Origin of the sequence: Nonomuraea sp. NPDC005692, assembly GCF_040631115.1 — a bacterium.
Lineage (GTDB): Bacteria > Actinomycetota > Actinomycetes > Streptosporangiales > Streptosporangiaceae > Nonomuraea.
In genome coordinates this window covers 472,699-494,218 of the sequence record NZ_JBEXYU010000002.1, presented here as the reverse complement: position 1 = coordinate 494,218, position 21,520 = coordinate 472,699, and the positions used below count along the sequence as shown (strand labels likewise).

At 69.7% G+C, this 21,520-nt stretch carries 24 protein-coding genes; 17 read left to right on the top strand and 7 right to left on the bottom strand.

The window, feature by feature from the left end; genetic code table 11:
* Positions 1-96: 96 nt before the first annotated feature.
* Positions 97-606, top strand: a complete 510-nt coding sequence (locus ABZ459_RS07285) for a hypothetical protein (RefSeq protein ID WP_357967027.1) — start codon at positions 97-99, stop codon at positions 604-606.
* A gap of 8 nt (positions 607-614) precedes the next feature.
* Here ABZ459_RS07285 and ABZ459_RS07280 read toward each other — a convergent pair whose 3' ends face one another.
* The gene (locus ABZ459_RS07280) at positions 615-980 is read right to left on the bottom strand and encodes a hypothetical protein (RefSeq protein WP_357967024.1); all 366 of its coding nucleotides are present in this window, start codon (positions 978-980) and stop codon (positions 615-617) included.
* Between the two features lie 671 nt (positions 981-1,651).
* On the opposite strand from ABZ459_RS07280, the gene ABZ459_RS07275 reads away from it, so the two are divergent.
* The 5 genes from ABZ459_RS07275 to ABZ459_RS07255 all read left to right on the top strand — a co-directional run bounded on the left by ABZ459_RS07275 (position 1,652) and on the right by ABZ459_RS07255 (position 4,808).
* The gene (locus ABZ459_RS07275; protein ID WP_357967021.1) at positions 1,652-2,173 is read left to right on the top strand and encodes an SLATT domain-containing protein; all 522 of its coding nucleotides are present in this window, start codon (positions 1,652-1,654) and stop codon (positions 2,171-2,173) included.
* A gap of 442 nt (positions 2,174-2,615) precedes the next feature.
* Entirely contained in the window at positions 2,616-3,005 is a 390-nt protein-coding gene (locus ABZ459_RS07270; RefSeq protein WP_357967018.1) for a hypothetical protein, read from the top strand.
* Between the two features lie 97 nt (positions 3,006-3,102).
* Positions 3,103-3,393, top strand: a complete 291-nt coding sequence (locus ABZ459_RS07265) for a hypothetical protein (protein WP_357967015.1) — start codon at positions 3,103-3,105, stop codon at positions 3,391-3,393.
* Between the two features lie 720 nt (positions 3,394-4,113).
* Positions 4,114-4,392, top strand: coding sequence for a hypothetical protein (locus ABZ459_RS07260; RefSeq protein ID WP_357967013.1), 279 nt, complete (start codon positions 4,114-4,116; stop codon positions 4,390-4,392).
* A gap of 182 nt (positions 4,393-4,574) precedes the next feature.
* The gene (locus ABZ459_RS07255; protein WP_357967453.1) at positions 4,575-4,808 is read left to right on the top strand and encodes a CPCC family cysteine-rich protein; all 234 of its coding nucleotides are present in this window, start codon (positions 4,575-4,577) and stop codon (positions 4,806-4,808) included.
* Between the two features lie 132 nt (positions 4,809-4,940).
* Here the strand turns inward: ABZ459_RS07255 and ABZ459_RS07250 are convergent, their stop codons facing one another.
* From ABZ459_RS07250 to ABZ459_RS07230, 5 genes are all read right to left on the bottom strand, one after another.
* The gene (locus ABZ459_RS07250; RefSeq protein WP_357967011.1) at positions 4,941-5,681 is read right to left on the bottom strand and encodes a hypothetical protein; all 741 of its coding nucleotides are present in this window, start codon (positions 5,679-5,681) and stop codon (positions 4,941-4,943) included.
* A 48-nt stretch (positions 5,682-5,729) separates the two neighbouring features.
* Positions 5,730-5,984, bottom strand: a complete 255-nt coding sequence (locus ABZ459_RS07245) for a hypothetical protein (protein WP_357967010.1) — start codon at positions 5,982-5,984, stop codon at positions 5,730-5,732.
* A 624-nt stretch (positions 5,985-6,608) separates the two neighbouring features.
* Complete coding sequence (gene pyrH / locus ABZ459_RS07240) at positions 6,609-7,316, bottom strand: UMP kinase (RefSeq protein ID WP_357967008.1); 708 nt, start codon at positions 7,314-7,316, stop codon at positions 6,609-6,611.
* Positions 7,317-7,440: 124 nt separating this feature from the next.
* Positions 7,441-7,902: an NUDIX domain-containing protein gene (locus ABZ459_RS07235; protein WP_357967007.1), complete on the bottom strand. Its 462-nt coding sequence runs from the start codon at positions 7,900-7,902 to the stop codon at positions 7,441-7,443.
* Positions 7,903-8,044: 142 nt separating this feature from the next.
* Entirely contained in the window at positions 8,045-8,713 is a 669-nt protein-coding gene (locus ABZ459_RS07230) for a FadR/GntR family transcriptional regulator (RefSeq protein WP_357967004.1), read from the bottom strand.
* Positions 8,714-8,789: 76 nt separating this feature from the next.
* Here ABZ459_RS07230 and ABZ459_RS07225 point away from each other — a divergent pair, with 76 nt between their 5' ends.
* From ABZ459_RS07225 to alc, 11 genes are read left to right on the top strand one after another with little or no spacing between them, the layout of a single operon-like run.
* Complete coding sequence (locus tag ABZ459_RS07225) at positions 8,790-9,920, top strand: amidohydrolase family protein (RefSeq protein WP_357967002.1); 1,131 nt, start codon at positions 8,790-8,792, stop codon at positions 9,918-9,920.
* Positions 9,920-11,545, top strand: coding sequence for an ABC transporter substrate-binding protein (locus ABZ459_RS07220; protein WP_357967000.1), 1,626 nt, complete (start codon positions 9,920-9,922; stop codon positions 11,543-11,545). Before ABZ459_RS07225 ends, ABZ459_RS07220 begins: the two co-directional genes overlap by 1 nt.
* Positions 11,542-12,474 (top strand): ABC transporter permease, encoded by a 933-nt coding sequence (locus tag ABZ459_RS07215; protein WP_357966998.1) that lies wholly within the window; start codon positions 11,542-11,544, stop codon positions 12,472-12,474. Before ABZ459_RS07220 ends, ABZ459_RS07215 begins: the two co-directional genes overlap by 4 nt.
* On the top strand, positions 12,471-13,271 hold the full coding sequence (locus ABZ459_RS07210; RefSeq protein WP_357966996.1) for an ABC transporter permease: 801 nt from the start codon (positions 12,471-12,473) through the stop codon (positions 13,269-13,271). The genes ABZ459_RS07215 and ABZ459_RS07210 overlap by 4 nt, the downstream gene beginning before the upstream one ends.
* Positions 13,268-14,197, top strand: a complete 930-nt coding sequence (locus ABZ459_RS07205) for an ABC transporter ATP-binding protein (RefSeq protein WP_357966994.1) — start codon at positions 13,268-13,270, stop codon at positions 14,195-14,197. Before ABZ459_RS07210 ends, ABZ459_RS07205 begins: the two co-directional genes overlap by 4 nt.
* The gene (locus tag ABZ459_RS07200) at positions 14,194-14,979 is read left to right on the top strand and encodes an ATP-binding cassette domain-containing protein (protein WP_357966992.1); all 786 of its coding nucleotides are present in this window, start codon (positions 14,194-14,196) and stop codon (positions 14,977-14,979) included. The genes ABZ459_RS07205 and ABZ459_RS07200 overlap by 4 nt, the downstream gene beginning before the upstream one ends.
* Positions 14,976-16,430: an amidohydrolase family protein gene (locus ABZ459_RS07195; RefSeq protein WP_357966990.1), complete on the top strand. Its 1,455-nt coding sequence runs from the start codon at positions 14,976-14,978 to the stop codon at positions 16,428-16,430. The genes ABZ459_RS07200 and ABZ459_RS07195 overlap by 4 nt, the downstream gene beginning before the upstream one ends.
* The gene (locus ABZ459_RS07190; RefSeq protein WP_357966987.1) at positions 16,427-17,680 is read left to right on the top strand and encodes an aldolase/citrate lyase family protein; all 1,254 of its coding nucleotides are present in this window, start codon (positions 16,427-16,429) and stop codon (positions 17,678-17,680) included. Before ABZ459_RS07195 ends, ABZ459_RS07190 begins: the two co-directional genes overlap by 4 nt.
* 1 nt (position 17,681) lies before the next feature.
* A complete protein-coding gene (locus tag ABZ459_RS07185) occupies positions 17,682-18,464 on the top strand; it encodes an aspartate/glutamate racemase family protein (protein ID WP_357966985.1) in 783 nt (260 codons plus the stop codon).
* Positions 18,464-19,804 carry an allantoinase AllB gene (gene allB / locus ABZ459_RS07180; protein WP_357966983.1) on the top strand — a complete coding sequence of 447 codons (1,341 nt, stop codon included), beginning with the start codon at positions 18,464-18,466 and terminating at the stop codon, positions 19,802-19,804. Before ABZ459_RS07185 ends, allB begins: the two co-directional genes overlap by 1 nt.
* Positions 19,801-20,940, top strand: a complete 1,140-nt coding sequence (alc, locus tag ABZ459_RS07175; protein ID WP_357966980.1) for an allantoicase — start codon at positions 19,801-19,803, stop codon at positions 20,938-20,940. The genes allB and alc overlap by 4 nt, the downstream gene beginning before the upstream one ends.
* A gap of 7 nt (positions 20,941-20,947) precedes the next feature.
* Here the strand turns inward: alc and ABZ459_RS07170 are convergent, their stop codons facing one another.
* The gene (locus tag ABZ459_RS07170; RefSeq protein ID WP_357966977.1) at positions 20,948-21,469 is read right to left on the bottom strand and encodes an EF-hand domain-containing protein; all 522 of its coding nucleotides are present in this window, start codon (positions 21,467-21,469) and stop codon (positions 20,948-20,950) included.
* Positions 21,470-21,520 lie beyond the last annotated feature (51 nt).

Genomic DNA, 21,520 nt, shown 5'->3' with positions numbered 1-21,520 from the left:
AGTAACGGACGCCGATCAGCGATGGATCGCGGGGACTCTCGGTCACTCGACCAGCTCCAACCTGCGCCCTATTCCTCCGTCCACAGGAGCACATGCATGAGCGCCATGCACGACTACTACCGTGCCCCCGATCGCGCCACGGCCACCTGGCGGCCAAACGAGCTACGGGCATCACACAGACCCCTCCCCGACGCTCCGGAATTCGATGTCGTCGAAACCAAATGGGTCGATCCAAACGGATCCCTGGGCAGCCTTGTGGCCGTCATCAAGGGCGTCCCCTACTCGAACGACCTGGTCGAGACAGTTACCTTGTACCCCCCGATCGACGGCAGACCGGCGACCGAAGACGAATGGCTGGCTCTTCCGGAGGACTCCCCCTACCGCGAGGGACCCGAGATCGAGGAATTGCCAGTGAGCGCCCGTGACACCCTGGCCGAGGTCGACAACGCCCGCCTGCCTGAAGTGGCCCAGAGATGGACGCGTGAACCTCTCTCCAGCTTCCATGAGGGTGACGATGTGCTCGATCTCGTCAAGGAGTTCGTCACGCTGGCACGGCGCGCCAAGGAGAGCGGGCAACTGCTCTACTGCTGGTGGATTTCCGGTTAGCCGTCCACCTACCGATCCATGTCCTCCTCATCGAGTGGCGGAAGGACGGCACATGCGTCGGCGATTTCTCCTCTTGCGATCAGGTCCTCCACCGCGGCGATCATCGAGTCGAAGCCGGGTCCACGGATGATGATCAGACCGGAGCACCAGAAGTACCGGCCACTGAGACACTCGCCTGTCTCCCGCTGGTGATCCATGATCTTGCTGACGACGCCGAGCGTCATGAACGTCGCGTACCGACGAGTGCCGTCGGCCAGTGTGATGGTCGCGTCGGCTTCGTCAGCAGTTTCGGGGGCGTACCCTTCCCAGCGCGGGATCAGCATCTCGAAGCCTGGCTTGCTGATGCGGTAGAAAGCGCCGTCGATCTCGATCATGAGCCTCACCCTGTCGAGCATCACGGGACGCTGCAACAGAAGTGCATCAACTCGCGCTGTCTATACAGGTCACGCCCCGGCTGGTCGGGCCACTAGCGGGCCATCAAGAGGGGTGACAAGCGGTCGATCACGGTCACTCATGACCAGGTGCCTGCGCAGCTCAGATCCTCATCAGGCCGTGGTCGATGCAGTTCCCAAGCTGACTGCGCGGGTTCGATTCCCGTCACCCGCTCCACATCAGGAAGCCCAGATGGACCGATGGATCCGGCGCCTGGGCTTGATCTTTCAGGGGCTTGTTCTCATCCGCGTGCCAGATCAGATGATCTAGACATGGCGGGCCGCCGACGAGGACATCATGCGGTCGACGGCCCAGGGCGGTCACCCCATGATCTGGTGCAGCAGTCCAACCGCCGCCAGCCACACCGGGACTGCGCCCACAGCTCGTTACGAAGCCTGTGACCTGCGCAACCGCAGATGCCACCGCCAGGATTGTCACCCACCTCTGGGGCGCGCGATCGCTCCCACGGCGGCATCTGCTTTGTTTCGCGACTGCCCCTTCCATGCGCTCATCAGCGACGTCTTCCCTCTATGGCTGCTGAGGGACGTGAGGCCGCGGTACCGGATTCGGGGAAGGCTTGTCAGCTGGTCAGGAGTCCGGCCATGCTCTTCGCATGTCGCCGGACTCCTCAGATCGAGCAGGGCTGCTTCGAGAGACGATCCGTGCGGAAGCTGGGCGGATCGACCGGCAGCGCAGCCGGAATCGGCGTCAAGCCTTCGCTCTGCGGATCGTCGTGGTACTCGCCTCGGCGACGACGACGGTGCTCCTGGGGTTCAAAGCCCAAGGGAGTCTCGGCACCACGCTGACCAATGTGGCACTTGTCTGTAGCGCTGCTGCCACCGTTGTCCTTGCATGGGAAGCCTTCTACAATCCAAGATCACTGTGGGTGATCGAAGTCAACCATCTCGCGCAGCTTGAGGCATTGGATCGCCGACTGGCGGACATGTGTGCCCGCTCCAGTGGGCCCTTGGACGATGCCGACCTGGATGAACTGCGTGACGCTTTCGAAGGGCTCATGACCGCGCACCTGGCAGCGTGGACCTCCCTGCGAGCACAACAGGCGCCGGCTCCCCTCCCCCCGAATCCCACTGCCGCACCGAACTCTCACCCCACCACCCGACCCGCCGATTCATAGCCGCGATGCCGCGCCGGCTACGTACGGTCGAGTCAGCACATGCGGTCTGGCAAGCGTTCGGGCGCGAACCCGAACATCGGCCATGGATCAGGGAGGATGGCGTTGCCGTCCTCCCCGAATGACCGCCTCTGGCCGGGCGCTCCGACTCCAAGGTGATCGCCAAGGGGTGCTCCTCGTGGCTGGCCGTAACTGGCTGAGATATGGGCCTGCTCCCTGACCCTGACCAGCCGCCGTCCTGACGTACTCGACTGAGCGCAACGTGAGCGTACTTACGCGTCTGCCGAATTTCCGAGTGGTTCTTTTGGGTATCAAGGCGTCGGCTGCCTCGCCCAGCCCGCGCGGTCCTACCCGCGAACTGGGACCTGGGGGCCGGTCTCGCACAGGGAACCATGTGACCCAGAGGGCTATCGCGCGGCAATACCCTGCTCTACGATCACCGTTCGTGGATATCCTCTTGTACCACCTCGGAGATCCATTTTTCGCCGATCGCTGGCTCTATACGGGAGCAATCCTTTTACCCGTGATAGTCCTGCTCGCACATCGCATGAAGCATGGCAGGTGGCCTACCGCCTTGCGCGTGGTGGGTATCACTTCACTGATTCTTGGATTCTGGCTACTTCTACGAGTCGGCTTTATCGCCATGCGCTTCGGAGGTAATCCTCCCGTCCTGGAGATTGTGGTCAAGGTAGCCATCGGCCTTCTTCTCGGCGCGGGGATCTGCCTCATCGTTGACCTTCTGCGAGACAAGAAGCCTCCGGCGGAGGCACTCCGACCCCGGGGTGCTCCCGGTGCAGATGGCCGAGATCCTCGTGCCGCCGTGGTGGAAGGCTGATCATCCTGTCCGCCATCGACGCGGGACAAGCCCAGTGGACCGGACGATCAGGACGGGAAAGATGTGCGGGCTCGCAGCCGCGTGACACTCTCCCACCATGAAGGTGGCCGCGGACGGCAGAACGCCCCTGCCGAGGAGCCTGATAGCGAATGAGGTCGAGACGGACGACGGCTACGTTTTCGAGCTGGAGTCGCCGCTCCTGCTCAACGTCGATGATCGGCTCGGCTTCGAGAACGGGCGCTTGGTTGTGGAGCGGGTGGCGGGAGGTCGACTAGCCCTGAGGGGGCGTGGTCCACGCGATGCCGTCGACACGGAAGCTAGGTCACCGTTCATGTGGCGCCGGCTGATCAGGTCGAGGTGGCGTCGGGGAAGAGGTGATCGCCTGTAACACGTCGGCAGCATCCGCGTCTACGCGCTCGGGTCCTTGCGCCAACCACGTCGTTGCCACCAAGCCCAGTCCGAATCGGGCGACGTATGCAGCATTGGTGAGGTCCGGCGGAGGTAATACAGGTCGACCGGCAGGACCAAGGCGTACAGGCGCGACCTTGCCCACGGTGGTAAGTCGGTGAGCGCCTGTTGCAGGCGCTGGCGGGGTGCGTCTCCCCTGCACTCCTCGCATTCACACCTGAAGAAGACACGGCCGGCGGTCCCCATCAGGGCCGCCTCCTGCCAGGCCGCCAGGGCCGCCGCCACCGCGCCGGGCCACATGCGGGTGTGTTCCAGAGTGATCACCGCAGTCATAGTGCGACGGCCGAGCCCGGGAACATGATGGATCACAGCTCTGTGGGTCCCACACGCCGATCCGCGCGTACGGACCTCTGAAGGGCGCCTACGCGGCATGGCCCTTTCTGATCGATGACATGAGCACGATGATCGCATACGAGGAGCGTGTCATCCAAGCCCCGAGCATTCACGGAAACCCATGCCTCCTTCGGCGGGGGCGTTCCAGCTCAGGGTGATGGCTGCGTCACGCCGGGGTCGTAGGTGGGTGAGGTAGAAGCCTGATCATCGGAATGACGGCGGACGGGAGCGTCTGACGGTGGAGATGCGCGCGGCGCCGCAAGAAACCTATAGTGGCGGAGCTTCACCGACATATTGAGGTGTTCACGTGGCCGAACTGATCGGAATGCTCTATCAGACCATCCCCCTGACATTGGGCGGGGCCGTCTTCGTAGCCTTTTTCTTGGTCTTGCGGCGCACCCAGCGGCGCTCCCACTACCTCTTGTGGCCGGCAGCCGCCTGGTTCCTGGCCGCATTGGACGAGTGGTACATGAGCACCTACCAGCCGGAGATGAACATTCGGATCGACGCGCTACCTTGCTTGGTGCTGATGGCCACCACCACATTGACCTGCGTTCCGATGGCCTTCCTTCGTCAGCGGGCGTAGTCGAATCGCAACGCGAATACTTTCCAGCCCGACCGGAAGATCGCGTCGCAATCAGCGTGTGATGAGAAAGGAGAAAGGTTCGGGGCCGTACGACATCATGAAGAATATCAACCACCCCAGCGTCGAGGAGATCCGCGAGCGCAAGCGATGGGTCTTGTCCGTGATCGCAGAGCAGGGCGGAAATCGCCTGGATCTACCGCCGGCCGGATCAGCCGTACACGTGCCCATGCTGCTTCCACCCCACCCTTCTGGACCGCGGCGGCTTCGGGTTCTGCGAAGAGTGCGACTGGGAGGACGACGGTCAGGACGATCACAACGCCGATGTCGTCATGAACGGTCCCAACGGGTCGGACAGCCTTACCGCAGCGCGGCAGCGCTACCGCGATATGCGTGGACTGCCGCTGCTGGACCTGTGACGACAACGGCCACGAACAAAGGCAGAGCGACCCAGACTTCGGAACCGACGTTCTACGCAACGGGAGCCGGACGACCGCGTGGTTGATCGTGCTCATATGAAGCGGTCAGCATGCGCTGACTTCGTCCCGGAACTAGCCCTTGTCCCACGTCTTGGCAGAGAACGGGTACGCATCGTTGACGACCAGTTCCGTCACATTGTGCAGGCGGCTGTAGTAGCCAAAGGCATCGGGGAAGGAGTGGGGGTAGCCCAGGTGATGCAGATGCCATCGGAGTTTGCGCAGGCAGCCGAGAAGAGTGGCCTCGTGACCGGAACCGATCGTGCCGTTGTTGCATAGGTAGGTCGATACGCAGTCGGCGAGAGTGGCGTTCAGTTCGAGGAGGTCGTGCCTCACCGAGGTTGGTACGTCAGGAAATGGGACGGACACATGCTGGCCCCACAGGATCCCGACCTCGCGGAACATCACCCGATGGCCTTCCGGTCCGGGCCATCTCCATCCATGCAGGTAGCGCACCTCGGACGCCAACGGGCTACGGCGATGCTTCGGCTTTTCGAGGCGGCGCCGGTCTGCGAAGGCGTCGACCTCCGCCAGCCAGGCATTCCGGCTGAGTTCCAGCATCTCCAGCGCTCGGATCAGAGCCGACTCATCGCGCCGGAGATTTCCTGCCGTGGCAAGGTATGAGTAGGTCGCGTTGAAGCCGATCGGGTGGTAGCAGCCGGCCGCGCATCTCAGCGCGCACAAGCGTCTCCTGTGAGGAAGGTCACGGTCGCGGACGCGTCTGGCGTATGTTCCGAATCCCACAGCACCGCCTCCGGCCGTGATCGATGCAGTTGCCGAGCTGAGCGCGGGGTCGATTCCCGTCACCCGCTCCACGCTTCCATCTCTATGGCGTTTCAGTCGCCGCCGGAAGAGCGGCTGGTCTTATTCGTCGTCCTCGTCGCCCGTGTATGCCTCGTACAGCTTGCGGCGGAGGAGGTCGGTTCGGACGGTCAGGGCGCCGAGGAGTTCCTCGTCGCTCAGCCCGTCCGTGGTTCTGAAGGCCCATGAGGAATGGCCTTCCTCGTCGAGGCACTTCACGAGGACTATCGCGCCCAGAGCGGTCCATCCATCGGGAAGCGGGTAGACGTCGAGGCCGTTCAGGGCCTGGCCCACGGGTACTTCCCTTTCCTCTGTCACGGAGCCTCCTGATGGCTGGTGGCACGAACGGGGGTGTGCTGCTCGAGCGCGTCGCAGCAAACAGCGAAACCGCTGTGCCGGGGGCACTCGACTTCCCCGGCTCGGGGGCAGTAGTAGATATCCGGACAGCCGCAGTCGAAGAACACGGGCAAGGGGTCAGGCAGGGCGGCCACGTTCCAGATGATGTGCCGCCGGTTCCCCGCTGCGCAACCGCTTTGCTCTCCGAGCCGGAGGGCGGACGGCGGCGGGACTCGGCGGGCGGACGTCGGCCGGCCAGTGTGCCTCGCCGCCGGAGCGTGCGGTCTTCCGCACCTTGCGGTATTCGTGCACGGCGGTACGTCCGTCTCCCGCGAGCGGGAAAAGCTGGTAGTCGGGGCCGAAGCCACCGTTGGTCACCTTGCGGTAGAGCCGCGTGAGCACCGGAGGAAGTCGAAAGCCCAAGATGAGTTCCGCTCCTCCGCCGTCGCGGGGGGGGAGGCAGGCGCTCCGTGGTCGCGCCCGCCTTCGCCGACACCTGGTGCAAGAGGTCGTCGGTGTCCGTCACGACGGTGATCCTGCCAGCTGCTCACGACAGATCTTCATCGGCAGAGCCGCTCTCCGCTGTGCCGTTCCCGCCTGACGTGGCTATGCGGCCGGATCCCCGGTGATCCTCGTTCCTACGTCCTCTCCTTGGCAGATCGCCTTCATCACGCCCGTCGCCGCCACGTCGAACACGTGCATGAGAAGCCCTTGCTCGTTGGCGAGCACGAAGGCGCTCTCGTCCATCACCTTCACCCCGGCCGCCAGAGCTTCTCGATAGGTGAGGTTGGTGTACCGCTTGGCATCCGGGTTCACGTTCGGGTCGCTGTCGTACACCCCGTCGACACCGCGCTTGGCGACCAGCAGGGCGTCCGCTTCGAGCTCCAGAGCCCGCTGAACAGCCGGATAGTCCGTCGTGACGTACGGCTGGCCGATGCCACCGGCGAGCAGGACGATCAGCCCGCGGCGAAGGTGCCGGTCGGCGCGAAGCCGGATGAAGGGCTCCGCGACGCTCTGCATCGGCACTGCCGTCATCACCCGCACATCCGTTCGCGAACGCGCGGTGAGCACTCCGCGCAACATCAACGCGTTCATCACCGTGCCGAGCATGCCGATGTTGTCGGCTTCGGCGCGGCCTATCCCCCAGCCCTCGGCCATCCGGCCGCGGAAGTAGTTGCCGCCGCCGATGACCACCGCGACCTCGACGCCCAACGTGCTGACGGAGAGAATTTCGTCCGCCAGCTGGGCGAGACTGGCCGGATCGGTTCCCCAACCGGTGTCTCCCGCGAGTGCCTCGCCGCTCAGCTTCACCACGACCCGTGAGTAACGACTCATCCCGTTCCTTTCACGGCCGCGCCCTCGGCGACCCGATCAAGAATACGAGGCGCGATCTCGTCAGAAGCATCCCCACGTGGCCCGGCAGCTTCGAGGCGCGGGGTCAGCTGTGGAGCAGCTGGGTGAGTGGCTCGCGCGCGTCGGCGGGGTAGAGGTCCAGCTGCGCGAACTCGGCGGCGCTCGCCCACCTGAGTTCGAAGGTGTTGTCCGGCCCGTGGTCCAGGGCCTCATCGCCGGAGAGCGACGGGACGCCGGTCACGTCCCGCATGAGGAAGTAGAAGGCGGGCCGGCCGCTGTGCGAGCCGGTGAAGAGCAACCGGTCGATCTTCGCGGTGAGCGTCGTCTCCTCGTGGAGCTCGCGAACCGCGGCGCTCTCCGGCGACTCGCCGTCCTCCACGTGGCCGCCCGGGAGGAGCGCGTAGTGGTGGCCTGGACACTGCTGCGATTGCCGGCCTTTGGCGGTGCAGATGACGCAGGTGATGCCGGGGTCGCGCCGGAGGAACCGCTTGATGACCAGGACGCGGGCGCCGTCGACGACCACGGCGACCGCTCGGGGGATCGGCATGAGAGGGATCATACGATTCGGGCCATGGCTCATGACTCGGTCGCGACGCTCCAGTGGCTGCAAGGCCCACGGGCTGGAACTGCCCGAATGACAAGTCACGGGCCGCGCGTCGAAGGCCTCCTCGTCCAGGAGGTAGCGGGCGTCAGAGGTCGCGTTCCTGGTCGTTGAGGATGGTGAGGGCGATCGTGGCCGCGCCGGGCGCGTCGCCGGACTCGATCGCCTCGTACAGGTCCTCGTGGGTGGAGTCGGAGCCGAGCACGGCGCGTTCCATGCAGTGGTCGCGGCGGACCGTCTCGCGCACCGCCTCGCTCATGCCGCGGTACAGGTCCAGCAGCACGGGGTTGTGCGAGGCCGCGGCGATGGACAGGTGGAACTCCACGTCGGCGTCGGCGAACGCGTCGAGGTCCGCGGCCTGGTGCGCGGCGGTGCGCCGTTCCAGGGCCGTTCTCAGGTCGTCGAGGTCGGCCGGCTTGCGGCGTTCGGCGGCCAGGCGGGCCGCCACGAGGTCCAGGCCGCGTCGTACGTCGATGATGTCCATGGTCGCCGCGCGGTCGAGGCGGCGCTTGAAGGCCACCTCGCTCTCGTCGGTCGCGGTGACGTAGGTTCCGTCGCCTTGACGCGTGGTGAGCAGCCCGGCGTGGACGAGCACGCGTACGGCCTCACGTACCGACAACCTGCTCACGCCCAGTGCCTCGGCCAGTTGGCTCTCCGTAGGGATCTTGGCCCCGACGGGCCAGACGCCGCTCGTGATCTCCTGGCGGAGCTCGCGGATGGCGGAGTCGACGAGGGAGGTCCGGCCCACGTGCCGCATTTGTCCTCTTCTCTAATCATCTGATGTCTGATAATTCTATGCCACTGTCGCCCTCGGGTTAAGGGGATCAGCCGGTATGGCTCAGATTCTGTTCACCGATGTACGCCCCCACGATGTCCTGGTCGAAGACGGCCGCGTCGTCCCGCTGGAACGCCGGACGCAAGGCTGCCAGGTGGTGGCGGCGGGCGGACTGCTCGCCCTGCCCGCCCCGGTGGACGCGCACGTCCATCCCGACAAGACCACCTGGGGCCAGCCCTGGCTGAGCCGCACCCCGGCCGCCACGCTGCGCGACCTGATCGAGGGCGACGTGGCGGCGCGGGCGGAGATGACCGCGCCGGTCGCCACGCGGGCCATGGCGCTCATGGACCACGCGATCGCCCGCGGCACCCGGGCCTGGCGGGCGCACGTGGACGTCGCCCCGGTGTACGGGCTGAGCAACGTGCACGGCGTACGGGAGGCGGCTCAGGCCCGCGCCGACCTGCTGGACGTGCAGATCGTCGCCTTCCCCCAGCTCGGGCTGCTCTCGCGGCCGGGCACGGCGGAGCTGATGGAGCAGTCGCTCAAGGAGGGCGCGGACATCCTCGGCGGGCTCGACCCCGTGGGCATCGACGGCGACCTGCACGGACACCTCGACCTGCTGTACGGCATGGCCGAGCGGCACACCGTCCCGCTCGACATCCACCTGCACGACGGCGGCGAGCAGGGGGTCGAGCAGGTTCTGGAGATCGCCCGCAGGGCGAGGTCCAGCGGTGTGCCGACCACGATCAGCCACGCCTTCTGCCTGGCCGACCGCGCGGACCTCGCCGAGACGCTGGCCGAGGCGAAGATCTCGCTGACCACCTGCGCGCTCGGCGCGGACCCGGTCCTGCCGGTCGGGCCGCTGGTCGAGGCCGGGGTGCTGGTCGGCCTCGGATCCGACGGGGTGCGGGATCCGTGGACGCCGTTCGGCGACGGCGACATGATCAACCGCGCTCACCTGCTCGCCTACCGCACCGACGCCCGCACCGACGAGGAGCTGGCCACGTGCTACGAGATCGCGGCGCACGGGGGTGCCGCGCTGCTGGGCCTGGAGCAGGCCCGGCTCCAGCCCGGAGATCCCGCCGACTTCCTCCTGGTACGCGCCGAGTCCCTGGCCCAGGCGGTCGTGGACAAACCCATCCCCCAGTTCGTCGTCCGCAACGGACGCGTTCGCGAAAGGTCCTCCTGATGATCCGTCGAGCCCTACCGGTGGCCGCCGCACTCGCGGTGGCCCTGGCCGGATGCGGCCAGCAGGCCGCAGCACCGCAACAACAACAGCAGGGCTCGGGCGAGACGCCCAAGCTGGAGCTCAAGACCGTCACCGCCCCGGCCACCGGGGAACTGGACAAGGTGACCTGGAACCTGCCGTACGAGCCGCAGACGGTCGACCCGATCAGGTCGTTCAACTACGCCGAGAACACCGTGCTGGCCAACATGTGCGAGAGCCTGCTGCGGCTGACCCCCGAGTTCGGCATCCAGCCCGGCCTGGCCGAGAAGGCCGACAACCCCACCCCGACCACCTGGGTCTACACGATCCGGGACGGCGTGAAGTTCTGGGACGGCACGCCGCTGACCGCCGAGGACGTCGCGGCCAGCCTCAACCGCCACCTCGATCCCGCGCTCGGCACCTGGTGGGGCGACTACTTCCACACCGTGCAGTCGATCAAGGCGACCGGGCCGATGCAGGTCACCGTCACGTTGAAGCAGCCCGACGTGCTGTTCAACCAGGCGATGGCCACCGCGGCCGGCGCGATCGTGTCGGCCGGGTACGCCGGGAAGAAGGACCTGGGCTCGCCGACCGGCGGGGTGATGTGCACCGGCCCGTACAAGTTCGGGAGCTGGAAGTCCGGCGACGCGCTGACGATCACCCGCAACGACGCCTACTGGGACACCGCGCTGCGGCCGAAGACCAAGGAGCTGGTCTTCCGGTTCATCGCCGACGAGACCACCGCCATCAACGCGCTGCGCTCCGGCGAGGTGGACGGGCAGTACTTCTACCTGCCGCCCGCGGGGCTCGGCCAGCTCCAGCAGTCCCCGACCGGCTCGGTCACGCTCGGCAAGTCGCTGACCTTCTGGACGCTGCTCGGCGCCGCCAAGTCCGGCCCGTACGCCGACCCGAAGGTCCGCCAGGCGCTGTCGCTGGCACTGGACCGGGCGGCCATCTCCAAGGTGGTCTTCCAGGGGACGGCGATGCCGCAGCGCACCCTCGCCGGCGCAGAGTACTGGGGATACCAGCGGGACGCCTTCCAGAAGGCCTACGACGCGATCCCCCCGGAGACGCCCGACCTGGCCAAGGCCAAGCAGCTGCTCACCGAGGCCGGCTCCCCCGCCCAGACGATCACCATCGGGATCCAGGGCAGCTCGGCCGTCCACGAGCAGACCGCCAACCTGATCAAGGCGACCGGCGAGGCGCTCGGCCTGAAGATCGAGATCAAGGTGATCCCCGTCGAGCAGTACGGGAACCTCTACAGCGACCCCAAGGCCCGCGAGGGCATCGACGCCTTCTTCTCCACCTGGTACGGCAACGTGCCGGACCCGCTCGACATCTACACCGTCTTCCTGGCGGGCGGCCGTACCAACTTCAACGACTACGCGGCCGTGAACGCCGACATCGCCAAGGCGCGGGCCGCCTACGACGAGGCGGAGCGGGCGGGGCTGGTGACGGCGATCCAGCAGAAAGTCACCACCGACGTGCCGTGGATGCCGCTGAACAACCTGCCGGTGATCCTCTACATGAACAAGCGGGTGACCGGAGCCGTCGCCTCCTTCCCCTACCTGTACTACCCGTGGGCCGCGGGGCTCGGCGCGGCATGAGGTTCCTGGCGAAACGACTGGCGGGGCTGATCGCGGTCCTGCTGGTCGCCTCCTTCCTGGTGTACGGCCTGCTCTACCTGGTGCCCGGCGGGCCGATGGCGTTCCTGCTCGGCAACCGCAGCGGCACCCCGGAGCAGCTCACGGCCATCCGCGCGCAGTACCACCTGGACGATCCGTTCCTGCTGCGCTACGCCGCCTGGCTGCGCGACGCGGTGACGGGCGACTTCGGCGCCTCCCTGGTCTACCGGCAGGACGTCTCCGCGCTGATGGCGTCCCGGGCGACGACGACCGTCTTCCTGGTGGTCTACGCGACGCTGCTGATCGTGGCCGGGGGCGTGGCGATGGGCCTACTGGCCGCGCTGCGCGGCGGCCGGGCGGACGGCGTGGTCAGCCTGGTCTCCTCGGTGTTCCTGGCCACGCCGCCGTTCGTGGTCGGGGTGATCCTGGTCATCGTCTTCGCGCTGGGGCTCGGCTGGTTCCCGGTCTTCGGGCCCGGCAGCGGGTTCGGCGACCGGATCCACCACCTCACGCTGCCGGCGATCACGCTCAGCCTGGCCAGCGCCGCCTTCCTGGCCCGCATCACGCGGGCCTCGGTGTCGGAGGAGCTGGGCCGGGAGCACGTGGAGACCGCCCGCAGCCGCGGTCTGGCCGAGGGGCACATCGTCCGCAGGCACGTGCTGCGCAACGCGGCCATCCCGGTGGTGACCGTGGTCGGCCTGAACGTCGCCGGGCTGATCGCGGGCTCGGTCGTGGTGGAGAGCATCTTCGCCCTGGACGGTCTGGGCTCGTTGTTCGTCCGTGCGATCCTGCAACGCGACTTCGCGATCGTCCAGGCGGTGGTGCTCGTGCTCGTCACCGCCTTCGTCCTGATCAATCTGGTGGTGGACCTGTGCTACTCCGCTCTCGACCCGCGCCTGTCGCGGCAGTGACCCGCCGCCTGGGCGGGCTGGGCGTGGCCGCCGCCGTCCTGCTGGCCGCCGTCGTGGCGATCACGCTGCTCGCGCCGCTGCTCGCGCCCTACGACCCCGACCAGCCCGACCTGTTCAACGCGCTGGGCGGCGCCTCCGCCGCGCATCTCCTGGGCGGGGACGTCCTGGGCCGGGACGTGTTGTCCCGGCTGATGCACGGCGCGCGGACCACGTTGCTCGCCCCGGTGCTGGTGATCTGCGTCGCGAGCGCCGCCGGGACCACACTGGCGATCGTCGCCGCCTGGGCGGGCGGCAAGGTGGACGTGGTCGTCTCCCGCCTGCTGGACGTGCTGTTCTCCGTGCCGGGCATCGTCTTCGCGCTGGTCACCGTGGCCGTGCTCGGCCCCGGCGTGCCCGGCGTGGTGATCGGCCTGGCGGTCGCGTACACGCCGTACGTGGCCCGGGTGGTGCGTAGCGCGGCACTGCGTGAGCGCAGCCTGCCGTACGTGGCCGCCGCCTGGGTGCAGGGCCGGTCCGCGACCGCCATCTGCCTGCGCCACCTGCTGCCGAATCTGCGGCCGATCATCGTCGCCCAGTCGGTGTCGGCGCTCGGCTTCGCGGTGATCGACGTCGCGGCCGTCTCCTTCCTCGGGCTGGGCGTGCAGCCGCCCACGGCCGACTGGGGGCTGATGGTCAAGAGCGGCCTGGACAGCGCCATGCGCGGCCAGCCGCTGGAGGCGCTCAGCGCCGGCCTGCTGATCGCGCTGGTCGTGGCCGCGGTGAACCTGTTGGGCGATCGCCTGGGGAGGCAGTCGTGAGCCTGTTGACGTTGGAGGGCTTCGGCCTGGCCGTGCCGTACGAACGAAGCTGGCGGACGCTGGTGGAGCACGTGGACCTGACCATCGGCGCCGGAGAGGCCGTCGGGCTGGTCGGGGAGTCCGGTTCGGGCAAGTCGATGACCGCCCGCGCGGTCATCGGGCTGACCCCGCCGGGCGCCCGGGTGACCGGCAGGATCGTCTTCGACGGCGCCGACGTGCCCTCGGGCCGGGCGCTGTGGCTCCTGCGGGCCAAGCGGATCGCGATGGTGTTCCAGGATCCGCGGGCGCACATCAACCCCGTCCGCAGCGTCGGTGACTTCCTCACCGAGGCCATGGTCCACAACCTGCGGATGCCGGTGCGGCAGGCGTCGGCGCGAGCCGTCCAGCTCCTCAAGGAGGTCGGCATCACCGACGGTGAGCGGCGCCTGCGCCAGCACCCGCACGAGCTGTCCGGCGGCCTGCTGCAACGGGTGATGATCGCGTCCGTCCTGGCCGTCGAGCCCGACCTGGTGCTGGCCGACGAGCCGACCACCGCGCTCGACGTGACCACCCAGTCCGAGGTCATGGCCATCCTGGACGAGCTGCGCCGCGAACGCGGCATGGCCATGCTGCTGATCACCCACGACCTGGAGCTGGCCGCCGCGACCTGCGACCGGCTGGCGGTGATGTACGCGGGCCGCATCGTGGAGGACCTCGACGGCGAGCCGCGCCACCCCTACACGCGCGGCCTCATGAGGTCGCGTCCGAGCCTGGCGGAGACCGCGCACCGGCTGCCGGTGATCCCCGGACGGCCCGTGGCGGCCTTCGAGGCCGAGGACGGCTGCGCGTTCGCGCCGCGCTGCGAGCTGGCCGAGGCGCGCTGCCGGGAGAGCCGGCCGCCATCCGTCCGCGGGGTCGCCTGCCTGAGAGCCGAGGAGACGGCATGAGCGTGATCGAAGCGGACCGGCTGCGGAAGGTGTACGGCCCCGCCACCGCGGTGGACGAGGTCTCCTTCACCGTGGCAGAAGGCGAGTCGCTGGCCATCGTGGGCGAGTCCGGGTCGGGGAAGACCACCGTCGCCCGCATGCTGCTCGGTCTGGAGACGCCCACCAGCGGGACGATCAGCGTCTGCGGACGTCCGCGGGCGGCGGGCCGGGTGTCGGCCGCGGAGCGGCGCAGGCGGGCACGGGAGATCCAGATCGTCTTCCAGGACCCCTATTCGTCGCTGGACAAGCTGCAGCGGGTCGGCGACGTCGTCGAGACGAGCCTTGCCCTGCACTTCCCGCTCACCTCGGCCGAGCGCCGGAAGAAGGCGCTGGACCTGCTCGAATCGGTGGGCCTGGCCGAACGTCACGCCACGATGCTGCCCAGGCAGCTGTCCGGAGGGCAGCGCCAGCGCGTGGCCATCGCCCGCGCCCTGGCGGTGGAGCCTCGGGTGCTGGTGCTGGACGAGGCGGTCGCTGCGCTCGACGTGTCGATCCAGGCCCAGATACTCAACCTGCTCGCCGACATCCGCGAGCGGCGCTCGATCAGCTACGTCTTCATCTCCCACGACCTGGCCGTGGTCAACCAGATCAGCGACACGGCCGTCGTGATGCGGCACGGCCGCGTCGTGGAACGCGGGGCCACCCGCACCCTGCTGCGCGAGCCGCAGGAGGAGTACACCCGCGCCCTGCTGGCCGCCGTGCCCAGGCCCGGATGGAAGCCGACCCGGAGGAACACACAGTGAGCACGCTCATCAGGGCGTCGTTCGTCATCGGCTTCGACGGCGACGACCACGTCATCCACCGCGACGCGTGCGTCGTCTACGACGGCGACCGGATCGTCCACGTCGGCCGTTCCTACGACGGCCCGGTCGAGGAGGTGATCGACGCCGGTGAGGCGATCGTCGGGCCCGGCTTCATCGACCTGGACGCGCTGGCCGACATCGACCACGCCGTCCTCGACACCTGGCACGCCGACTCCACCGGGCTGAACTGGTCGCACGACTACGCCGTCAACCGGCGCCGGGCCGTCTTCCCGCTGGAGGACACGCTCTTCATGCGGGAGTACGCGCTCACCCAGCTCATCCGCAACGGCATCACCACGGCGATGCCGATCGCCGCCGAGACGCACAGCGCCTGGGCGGAGTCGTACGAGGAGCTGGCCGGCGTCGTGGAGATCGCCGGGCGGCTCGGCCTGCGCATGTACGTGGGGCCGTCCTACCGCTCCGGCGTGCCGGTGCTGCGCGCCGACGGCAGCCGGGACGTGCACTGGGAGCCCGGACTGGGCGAGCGGGGGCTCGCCGACGCCATCCGCTTCGTCCGGGACGTCGACGGCGCCCACGACGGCCGGATCCGGGGCGCGCTGCTGCCGTGCCGCATCGAGACCGTCACCCTCGACCTGCTGCGCGCCACCGCGCAGGCCGCGGAGGAGCTCGACTGCCTGGTGCGCCTGCACTGCATGCAGGGGCTGACGGAGCTGCGGCTGCTGCGCGAATGGTACGACCGGCACCCCCTGGACGTGCTGGCCGAGGTGGGCCTGCTCGGCCCCCGGCTGCTGGTGCCGCACGCCCTGTACCTCGGCGATCCCGGCACGCCCTTCGAGGGGTCACCGGACCGGCTCGCGGCGCTGGCGGGGATCGTGCACTGCCCCCTCACCTTCGTCAGGTACGGCGACGCGCTGCGCGACTTCGACCGTTACCGGGAGGCCGGCGTGAACCTGGCGCTGGGCACCGACTCCTTCCCGCCCGACATGATCCGCAACATGGACTACGGCAACAACCTGGCCAAACTGGTCACCGGACGGCTGGACGCGGGCTCGGCCGCCGACTACTACCGGGCCGCCACCCTGGGCGGCGCCCGCGCGCTGGGCCGGGACGACCTGGGCAGGCTCGCCCCCGGCGCCAAGGCCGACCTGGTCGTCGTGGACCTGTCCGGCCCGCGCACCGGCCCGGTCGACGACCCGATCAGGACGATGCTGATGAACTGCACGGGCGCCGACGTGTCCACCGTGGTGATCGACGGCCGGCCGGTGATGCGCGACCGGACGATCCCGGGCGTGGACGAGGAGTCGATGCGGCTGCGCGCGCAGACCTACTTCGAGACGATGAAGGCCGCCTACTCCGAGCGCGACCACCTGCGCCGCGACCCGGCGCTGCTGTTCCCGGCGTCCTTCCGCGTCGTCGAGGACGGCTCATGAGCGGCGCGGCCCCCTTCCCCGAGCTCGCCGCCGAGCTCGACGTCCGGCTCGCCGCCGCGGACGAGCGGCTGCGCACGGCCTACCCCGGTGAGCCGGCCACCCGGCAGCCGGTGCACACCGTGTACGTCCCGGCCGACCGCTACACGCCGGACACCGTACCGTCGTGGGGCCGGCAGGCGCTGGCGGCGCTGGCCGAGCACGGCCGGACCGCCACGGAGTTCGCCGACGCGCTCGGCCTGCCGCCGCGGACGGCGGCTGAGGTGTACGACCAGGTCCGGGCCAAGCTGGCCCGCGAGCCGGTCGAAGACCTCAGGATCGACTTCGAGGACGGCTACGGCGACCGCCCGGACGCCGACGAGGACGCCGCCGCCCGGACCGCCGCGAAGGCCCTGGCCGAGGCCACCGCCGCCGGCACCGGCTCGCCCTTCTGCGGGATCCGGTTCAAGAGCTTCGAGGCGCCGACCCGGCGGCGCGGCCTGCGCACCCTGGCGATCTTCCTGGAGACCCTCGGACCGCCGCCCGGCGGCTTCGTCGTCACGCTGCCGAAGGTGACCTCGGTCGAGCAGGTGGAGGCGATGGCGCTGACCGCCGGACGGCTGGAGGCGGCGTACGGGCTGGCGGGCGGGAGCCTGCGGTTCGAGCTCCAGGTGGAGACGCCGCAGGCGATCCTCGGCGCGGACGGCGTCTCGCCGCTGCCGTCGATGATCCGCGCCGCGGCCGGGCGCTGCACGGGCCTGCACTACGGCACCTACGACTACTCGGCGGCGCTCGGGGTGTCGGCGGCGTACCAGAGCGTGGAGCATCCGGTCGCCGACCATGCCAAGGCGGTGATGCGGGTCGCCGCCGCCGGCACCGGCGTGCGCGTCTGCGACGGGTCGACGAACGTGCTGCCGGTCGGCGACGGCGACGCCGTCCGCGCCGCCTGGAGGCTGCACGCGCGCCTGGTCCTGCGCGCCCTGGAGGGCGGCCTCTACCAGGGCTGGGACCTGCATCCCGGGCAGCTGCCGAGCCGGTACGCCGCCGTCCACTCGTTCTTCAGGGAGGGGCTGCCGGCCGCCGCGGCCCGGCTGCGCGGCTACCTCGGACGCCGGACGTCCGGCTTCCTGGACGAGCCGGCGACCGCCCGTGCGATGGCCGGGTTCCTCGCCCGGGGCCTCGACTGCGGCGCGATCGGCGCGGCCGAGCTGCGTGCCCTCGCCGGCGTCACGCCGTCCGAGCTGCGTGCCACGCGCGCCGGGACGGGTGGCTGACGTGCGCATCCTGATCGTGAACGTGAACACCACCCGGTCGATGACCGACACGATCCGCGCCCAGGCGACGGCGCACGCCTCGCCGGGTGTCGAGATCGTCGCGCTCACCCCGTCGTTCGGGCCGGAGTCGGTGGAGGGGAACTTCGAGAGCTACCTGGCGGCGGTCGCCGTGATGGACCGGGTGGTCCGCTACGACGAGCCGTACGACGCGGTGATCCAGGCCGGGTACGGCGAGCACGGCCGCGAGGGGTTGCAGGAGCTGCTCGACGTCCCCGTGGTGGACATCACCGAGGCGGCCGCGCAGGTCGCGATGCTGATCGGGCGGACGTACTCGGTGGTCACCACGCTGGACCGCGCGGTGCCGCAGATCGAGGACCGGCTGCGGCTCGCCGGGCTGGCCGGCCGGTGCGCGTCGATCCGGGCCAGCGGGCTGTCGGTCCTGGAGCTCGAGGAGGATCCCGGCCGGGCCGTCGAGGCGATCGTCGCCCAGGCCCGCGAGGCCGTCACCGGCGACCGGGCCGAGGTGATCTGCCTGGGCTGCGGTGGGATGGCCGGGCTCGACCGGAAGATCACCGCGGCCACCGGGGTGCCCGTCGTCGACGGCGTGGCCGCCGCGGTCGCCCTCGCCGAGGGGCTCGTCCGGCTCGGCCTCACCACGAGCAAGGTGCGCACGTACGGCACGCCGCGCCCCAAGACCGTGACCGGATGGCCGATCACCGACGGGGCCGCGGCCGGCGCCCGGCCGGTCCGCGCGGGACGGCACGACCACGGAGGTGTCGCCTGATGGCCCGACTGGACCTGCTGATCAGGGCCCGTCGAGTGGTCACCCCCGCCGGGGAGGCGGCCCGCAGCATCGGCGTACGGGACGGGACGATCGTCGCGGTCGAGCCGCTGGACGCCGACCTGGCGGCCGCCGAGGTCGTCCGGCTCGGCGACGACGAGGTGCTGCTGCCCGGCCTGGTGGACAGCCACGTGCACGTGAACGACCCGGGACGGACCGAGTGGGAGGGGTTCGCGACCGCCACCAGGGCGGCCGCGGCCGGCGGCGTCACGACGATCGTCGACATGCCGCTGAACAGCATCCCGCCCACCACCGACGCGGCGGCGCTGCGGCTGAAGCGGGCGACCGCCCGGGGGCAGGCGCACGTGGACGTCGGCTTCTGGGGCGGCGCGGTGCCGGGCAACCTGCGCGAGCTGCGCGGACTTCACGACGAGGGCGTGTTCGGCTTCAAGAGCTTCCTGCTGCACTCGGGCGTGCCGGAGTTCCCTCCTCTGGAGCCGGCCGAGCTGGCGGACGCGCTCCGCGAGCTGCGGGCGTTCGACGCGCTGATGATCGTGCACGCCGAGGACCCGCACGTGATCGACCACGCGCCGCCCGCGCGCGGCGCGAGCTACCGCGACTTCCTGCGCTCCCGCCCGCGCGGCGCGGAGAACCTCGCGGTCGCGCACGTCATCGAGCTGGCCCGCCGGACCGGCTGCCGGGTACACATCCTGCACCTGTCCAGCTCGGACGCGCTGCCGATGATCCGCTCGGCCCGGGACGACGGCGTCCGGATCACCGTGGAGACCTGCCCGCACTACCTGACGTTCAGCGCCGAGGAGATCGCCGAGGGAGCCACCCAGTTCAAGTGCTGCCCGCCGATCCGCGAGGCGGCCAACCGCGAGGCCCTCTGGCGGGGGCTCGCCGACGGCACGATCGACTGCGTGGTCTCCGACCACTCGCCGTGCACGCCGGAGCTCAAGCGGCTCGACACCGGCGACTTCGGCCTCGCCTGGGGCGGCATCGCGTCGCTGCAGCTCGGCCTGCCCGCGGTGTGGACCGAGGCCAGACGCCGCGGCCACTCGCTGACCGACGTGGCGCACTGGATGGCCGGACGCCCCGCGGAGGTGGCGGGACTGTCCGGAAAGGGCCGGATCGCGCCGGGCCACCAGGCCGACTTCTGCGTGTTCGCGCCCGACGAGACGTTCGTGGCCGACAAGGACCGGCTGCACCACCGCAACCCCGTGACGCCCTACCACGGCCGCCCGCTCACCGGCGTGGTCCGCGGAAGCCGGCTGCGCGGCGAACGCATCGACATCGACGGCCCGCCGCGGGGCCGGCTGCTCGACCGAGGAGACGCATGACCTTCACCCACTTCCCGGACCTGGCCTCACGAGCGCTGGCCGGCAGTGTCGTGTACGCCAACGACGAGCTGTTCGCCGAGCGGGAGAACCTGATCAAGCCCGGCCCCGCCGGGTTCTCGACGGAGGACTTCGGCCACAAGGGCAAGGTGTACGACGGCTGGGAGACCCGTCGGCGACGCGAGCCGGGGAACGACTACGCGATCGTCCGGCTCGGCGTCCCCGGCGTGGTGCGCGGGGTGGTGATCGACACCGCCTGGTTCAAGGGCAACTACCCGCCGTATGCCTCGGTGGAGGCGACCAGCGTCGAGGGAGCGCCGTCACCGGCCGAGCTGGAGCGGGCGAACTGGGAGACGATCGTCGGGAAGAGCGCGATCAGGGGCGACGCCGAGAACACGTTCGAGGTCGCGGACCCGCGGCGCTGGACGCACGTGCGGCTGAGCATCTACCCCGACGGCGGGGTGGCCCGGTTCCGGGTGCACGGCGAGCCGGTGCCGGACCCGCGCTTCCTGGACGGCACGATCGACCTGGCCGCGCTGGAGCACGGCGGGAACGTGGTGGCCTGTTCGAACACGTTCTACTCCGCACCGGTGCAGCTGCTGCTGCCCGGCAGGGCCCGGATCATGGGCGACGGCTGGGAGAACGCCCGCCGCCGCGACGGCGGCAACGACCACGTGACGGTCAGGCTGGCGGCCCGCGGGCGGGTGCGCCGGGTGGAGATCGACACGTCGTACTTCGTCGGCAACGCGGCCGGCTGGGCCTCGCTGAGCGGTACCGGCGCGGACGATCCGGACGCGGACGCGGAGTGGTTCGAGCTGATCCCGAAGACCCGGTTGCAGCCGGACACCCGGCACTTCCTGCGCCCGGCGTCGTCCGCGCCCGTGACGCACGTCCGCCTCGACGTCTTCCCCGACGGCGGCCTGGCCCGGCTCCGGGTGCACGGCGAGCTGGACGCCGAGACCCACCGGGCGGCCGTGCTGCGCTGGCTCGGCCTGCTGCCGGCCGGACACGCCGTCGAGGTGCTCCGCGAGGCCGGCGTGCCCGGCCGGACCGCCGAGGAGCTCGTCGGCCGCCGGCCGTTCGCCGACGGCGACGTGCTGCCCCCGGCGCTGCTCCTGCCGGCGGGACCGCCCCTCTGACCTCGGGTCATTCGGGTGGGGCGCCGAACACGTACGAGCCGGGGGCGTCCGGGTCGTCGCCGGCCCAGAACTCGGTCCAGTGGAGGCGGAACTCCTCGCGCGAGAGGTGGCCGTCGCCGTCCAGGTCGAGGCGGGGGAAGATGTCGTCGGTCGCCGAGGGGGCGCCGTTCCACGTCTCGATCAGCGCGCCGTACTCCGAACGGGAGATGAGGCCGTCGCCGTTGAGGTCGATGGCCTCGAACATCGCGTCGGCGGTGCCGGCGACCGCGTCGGTCATGTCGCCGAGCACGTCGACCACGCTGAGCACCTGGTCGAGGGAGACGCCGTCGTCGCCGCCGGAGGCGGCCCTGAGCACCGGCCACCAGCCGGTCATGACGGAGGTCAGCCGCTCCGGGTCGGCCGGCCCCGCAACGGCCGACCAGCGGTGGGCGAGCGCCTGGAAGTCGGCCTGGGTCAGCCGGCCGTCGCCGTCGACGTCCATCGCCCGGAAGACTCCGCCGACCTTCTTCCGCTGGAACTCACTGGCCACATCTGCCTCCACTCCTCGGGGAGACTCAATGCTGTCGAGTGATCACTTATC

What these genes read in the sequence shown, in the direction of transcription:
- ABZ459_RS07190 (WP_357966987.1), top strand. Translation starts at nt 16,427, where the DNA reads ATGAGCGGCGCGGCCCCCTTCCCCGAGCTCGCCGCCGAGCTCGACGTC.
- alc (WP_357966980.1), top strand. Translation starts at nt 19,801, where the DNA reads ATGACCTTCACCCACTTCCCGGACCTGGCCTCACGAGCGCTGGCCGGC.
- ABZ459_RS07285 (WP_357967027.1), top strand. Translation starts at nt 97, where the DNA reads ATGAGCGCCATGCACGACTACTACCGTGCCCCCGATCGCGCCACGGCC.
- ABZ459_RS07220 (WP_357967000.1), top strand. Translation starts at nt 9,920, where the DNA reads ATGATCCGTCGAGCCCTACCGGTGGCCGCCGCACTCGCGGTGGCCCTG.
- ABZ459_RS07265 (WP_357967015.1), top strand. Translation starts at nt 3,103, where the DNA reads ATGAAGGTGGCCGCGGACGGCAGAACGCCCCTGCCGAGGAGCCTGATA.
- ABZ459_RS07225 (WP_357967002.1), top strand. Translation starts at nt 8,790, where the DNA reads ATGGCTCAGATTCTGTTCACCGATGTACGCCCCCACGATGTCCTGGTC.
- ABZ459_RS07200 (WP_357966992.1), top strand. Translation starts at nt 14,194, where the DNA reads ATGAGCGTGATCGAAGCGGACCGGCTGCGGAAGGTGTACGGCCCCGCC.
- allB (WP_357966983.1), top strand. Translation starts at nt 18,464, where the DNA reads ATGGCCCGACTGGACCTGCTGATCAGGGCCCGTCGAGTGGTCACCCCC.
- ABZ459_RS07275 (WP_357967021.1), top strand. Translation starts at nt 1,652, where the DNA reads ATGTCGCCGGACTCCTCAGATCGAGCAGGGCTGCTTCGAGAGACGATC.
- ABZ459_RS07280 (WP_357967024.1), bottom strand. Translation starts at nt 980, where the DNA reads ATGATCGAGATCGACGGCGCTTTCTACCGCATCAGCAAGCCAGGCTTC.
- ABZ459_RS07215 (WP_357966998.1), top strand. Translation starts at nt 11,542, where the DNA reads ATGAGGTTCCTGGCGAAACGACTGGCGGGGCTGATCGCGGTCCTGCTG.
- ABZ459_RS07235 (WP_357967007.1), bottom strand. Translation starts at nt 7,902, where the DNA reads ATGCCGATCCCCCGAGCGGTCGCCGTGGTCGTCGACGGCGCCCGCGTC.
- ABZ459_RS07230 (WP_357967004.1), bottom strand. Translation starts at nt 8,713, where the DNA reads ATGCGGCACGTGGGCCGGACCTCCCTCGTCGACTCCGCCATCCGCGAG.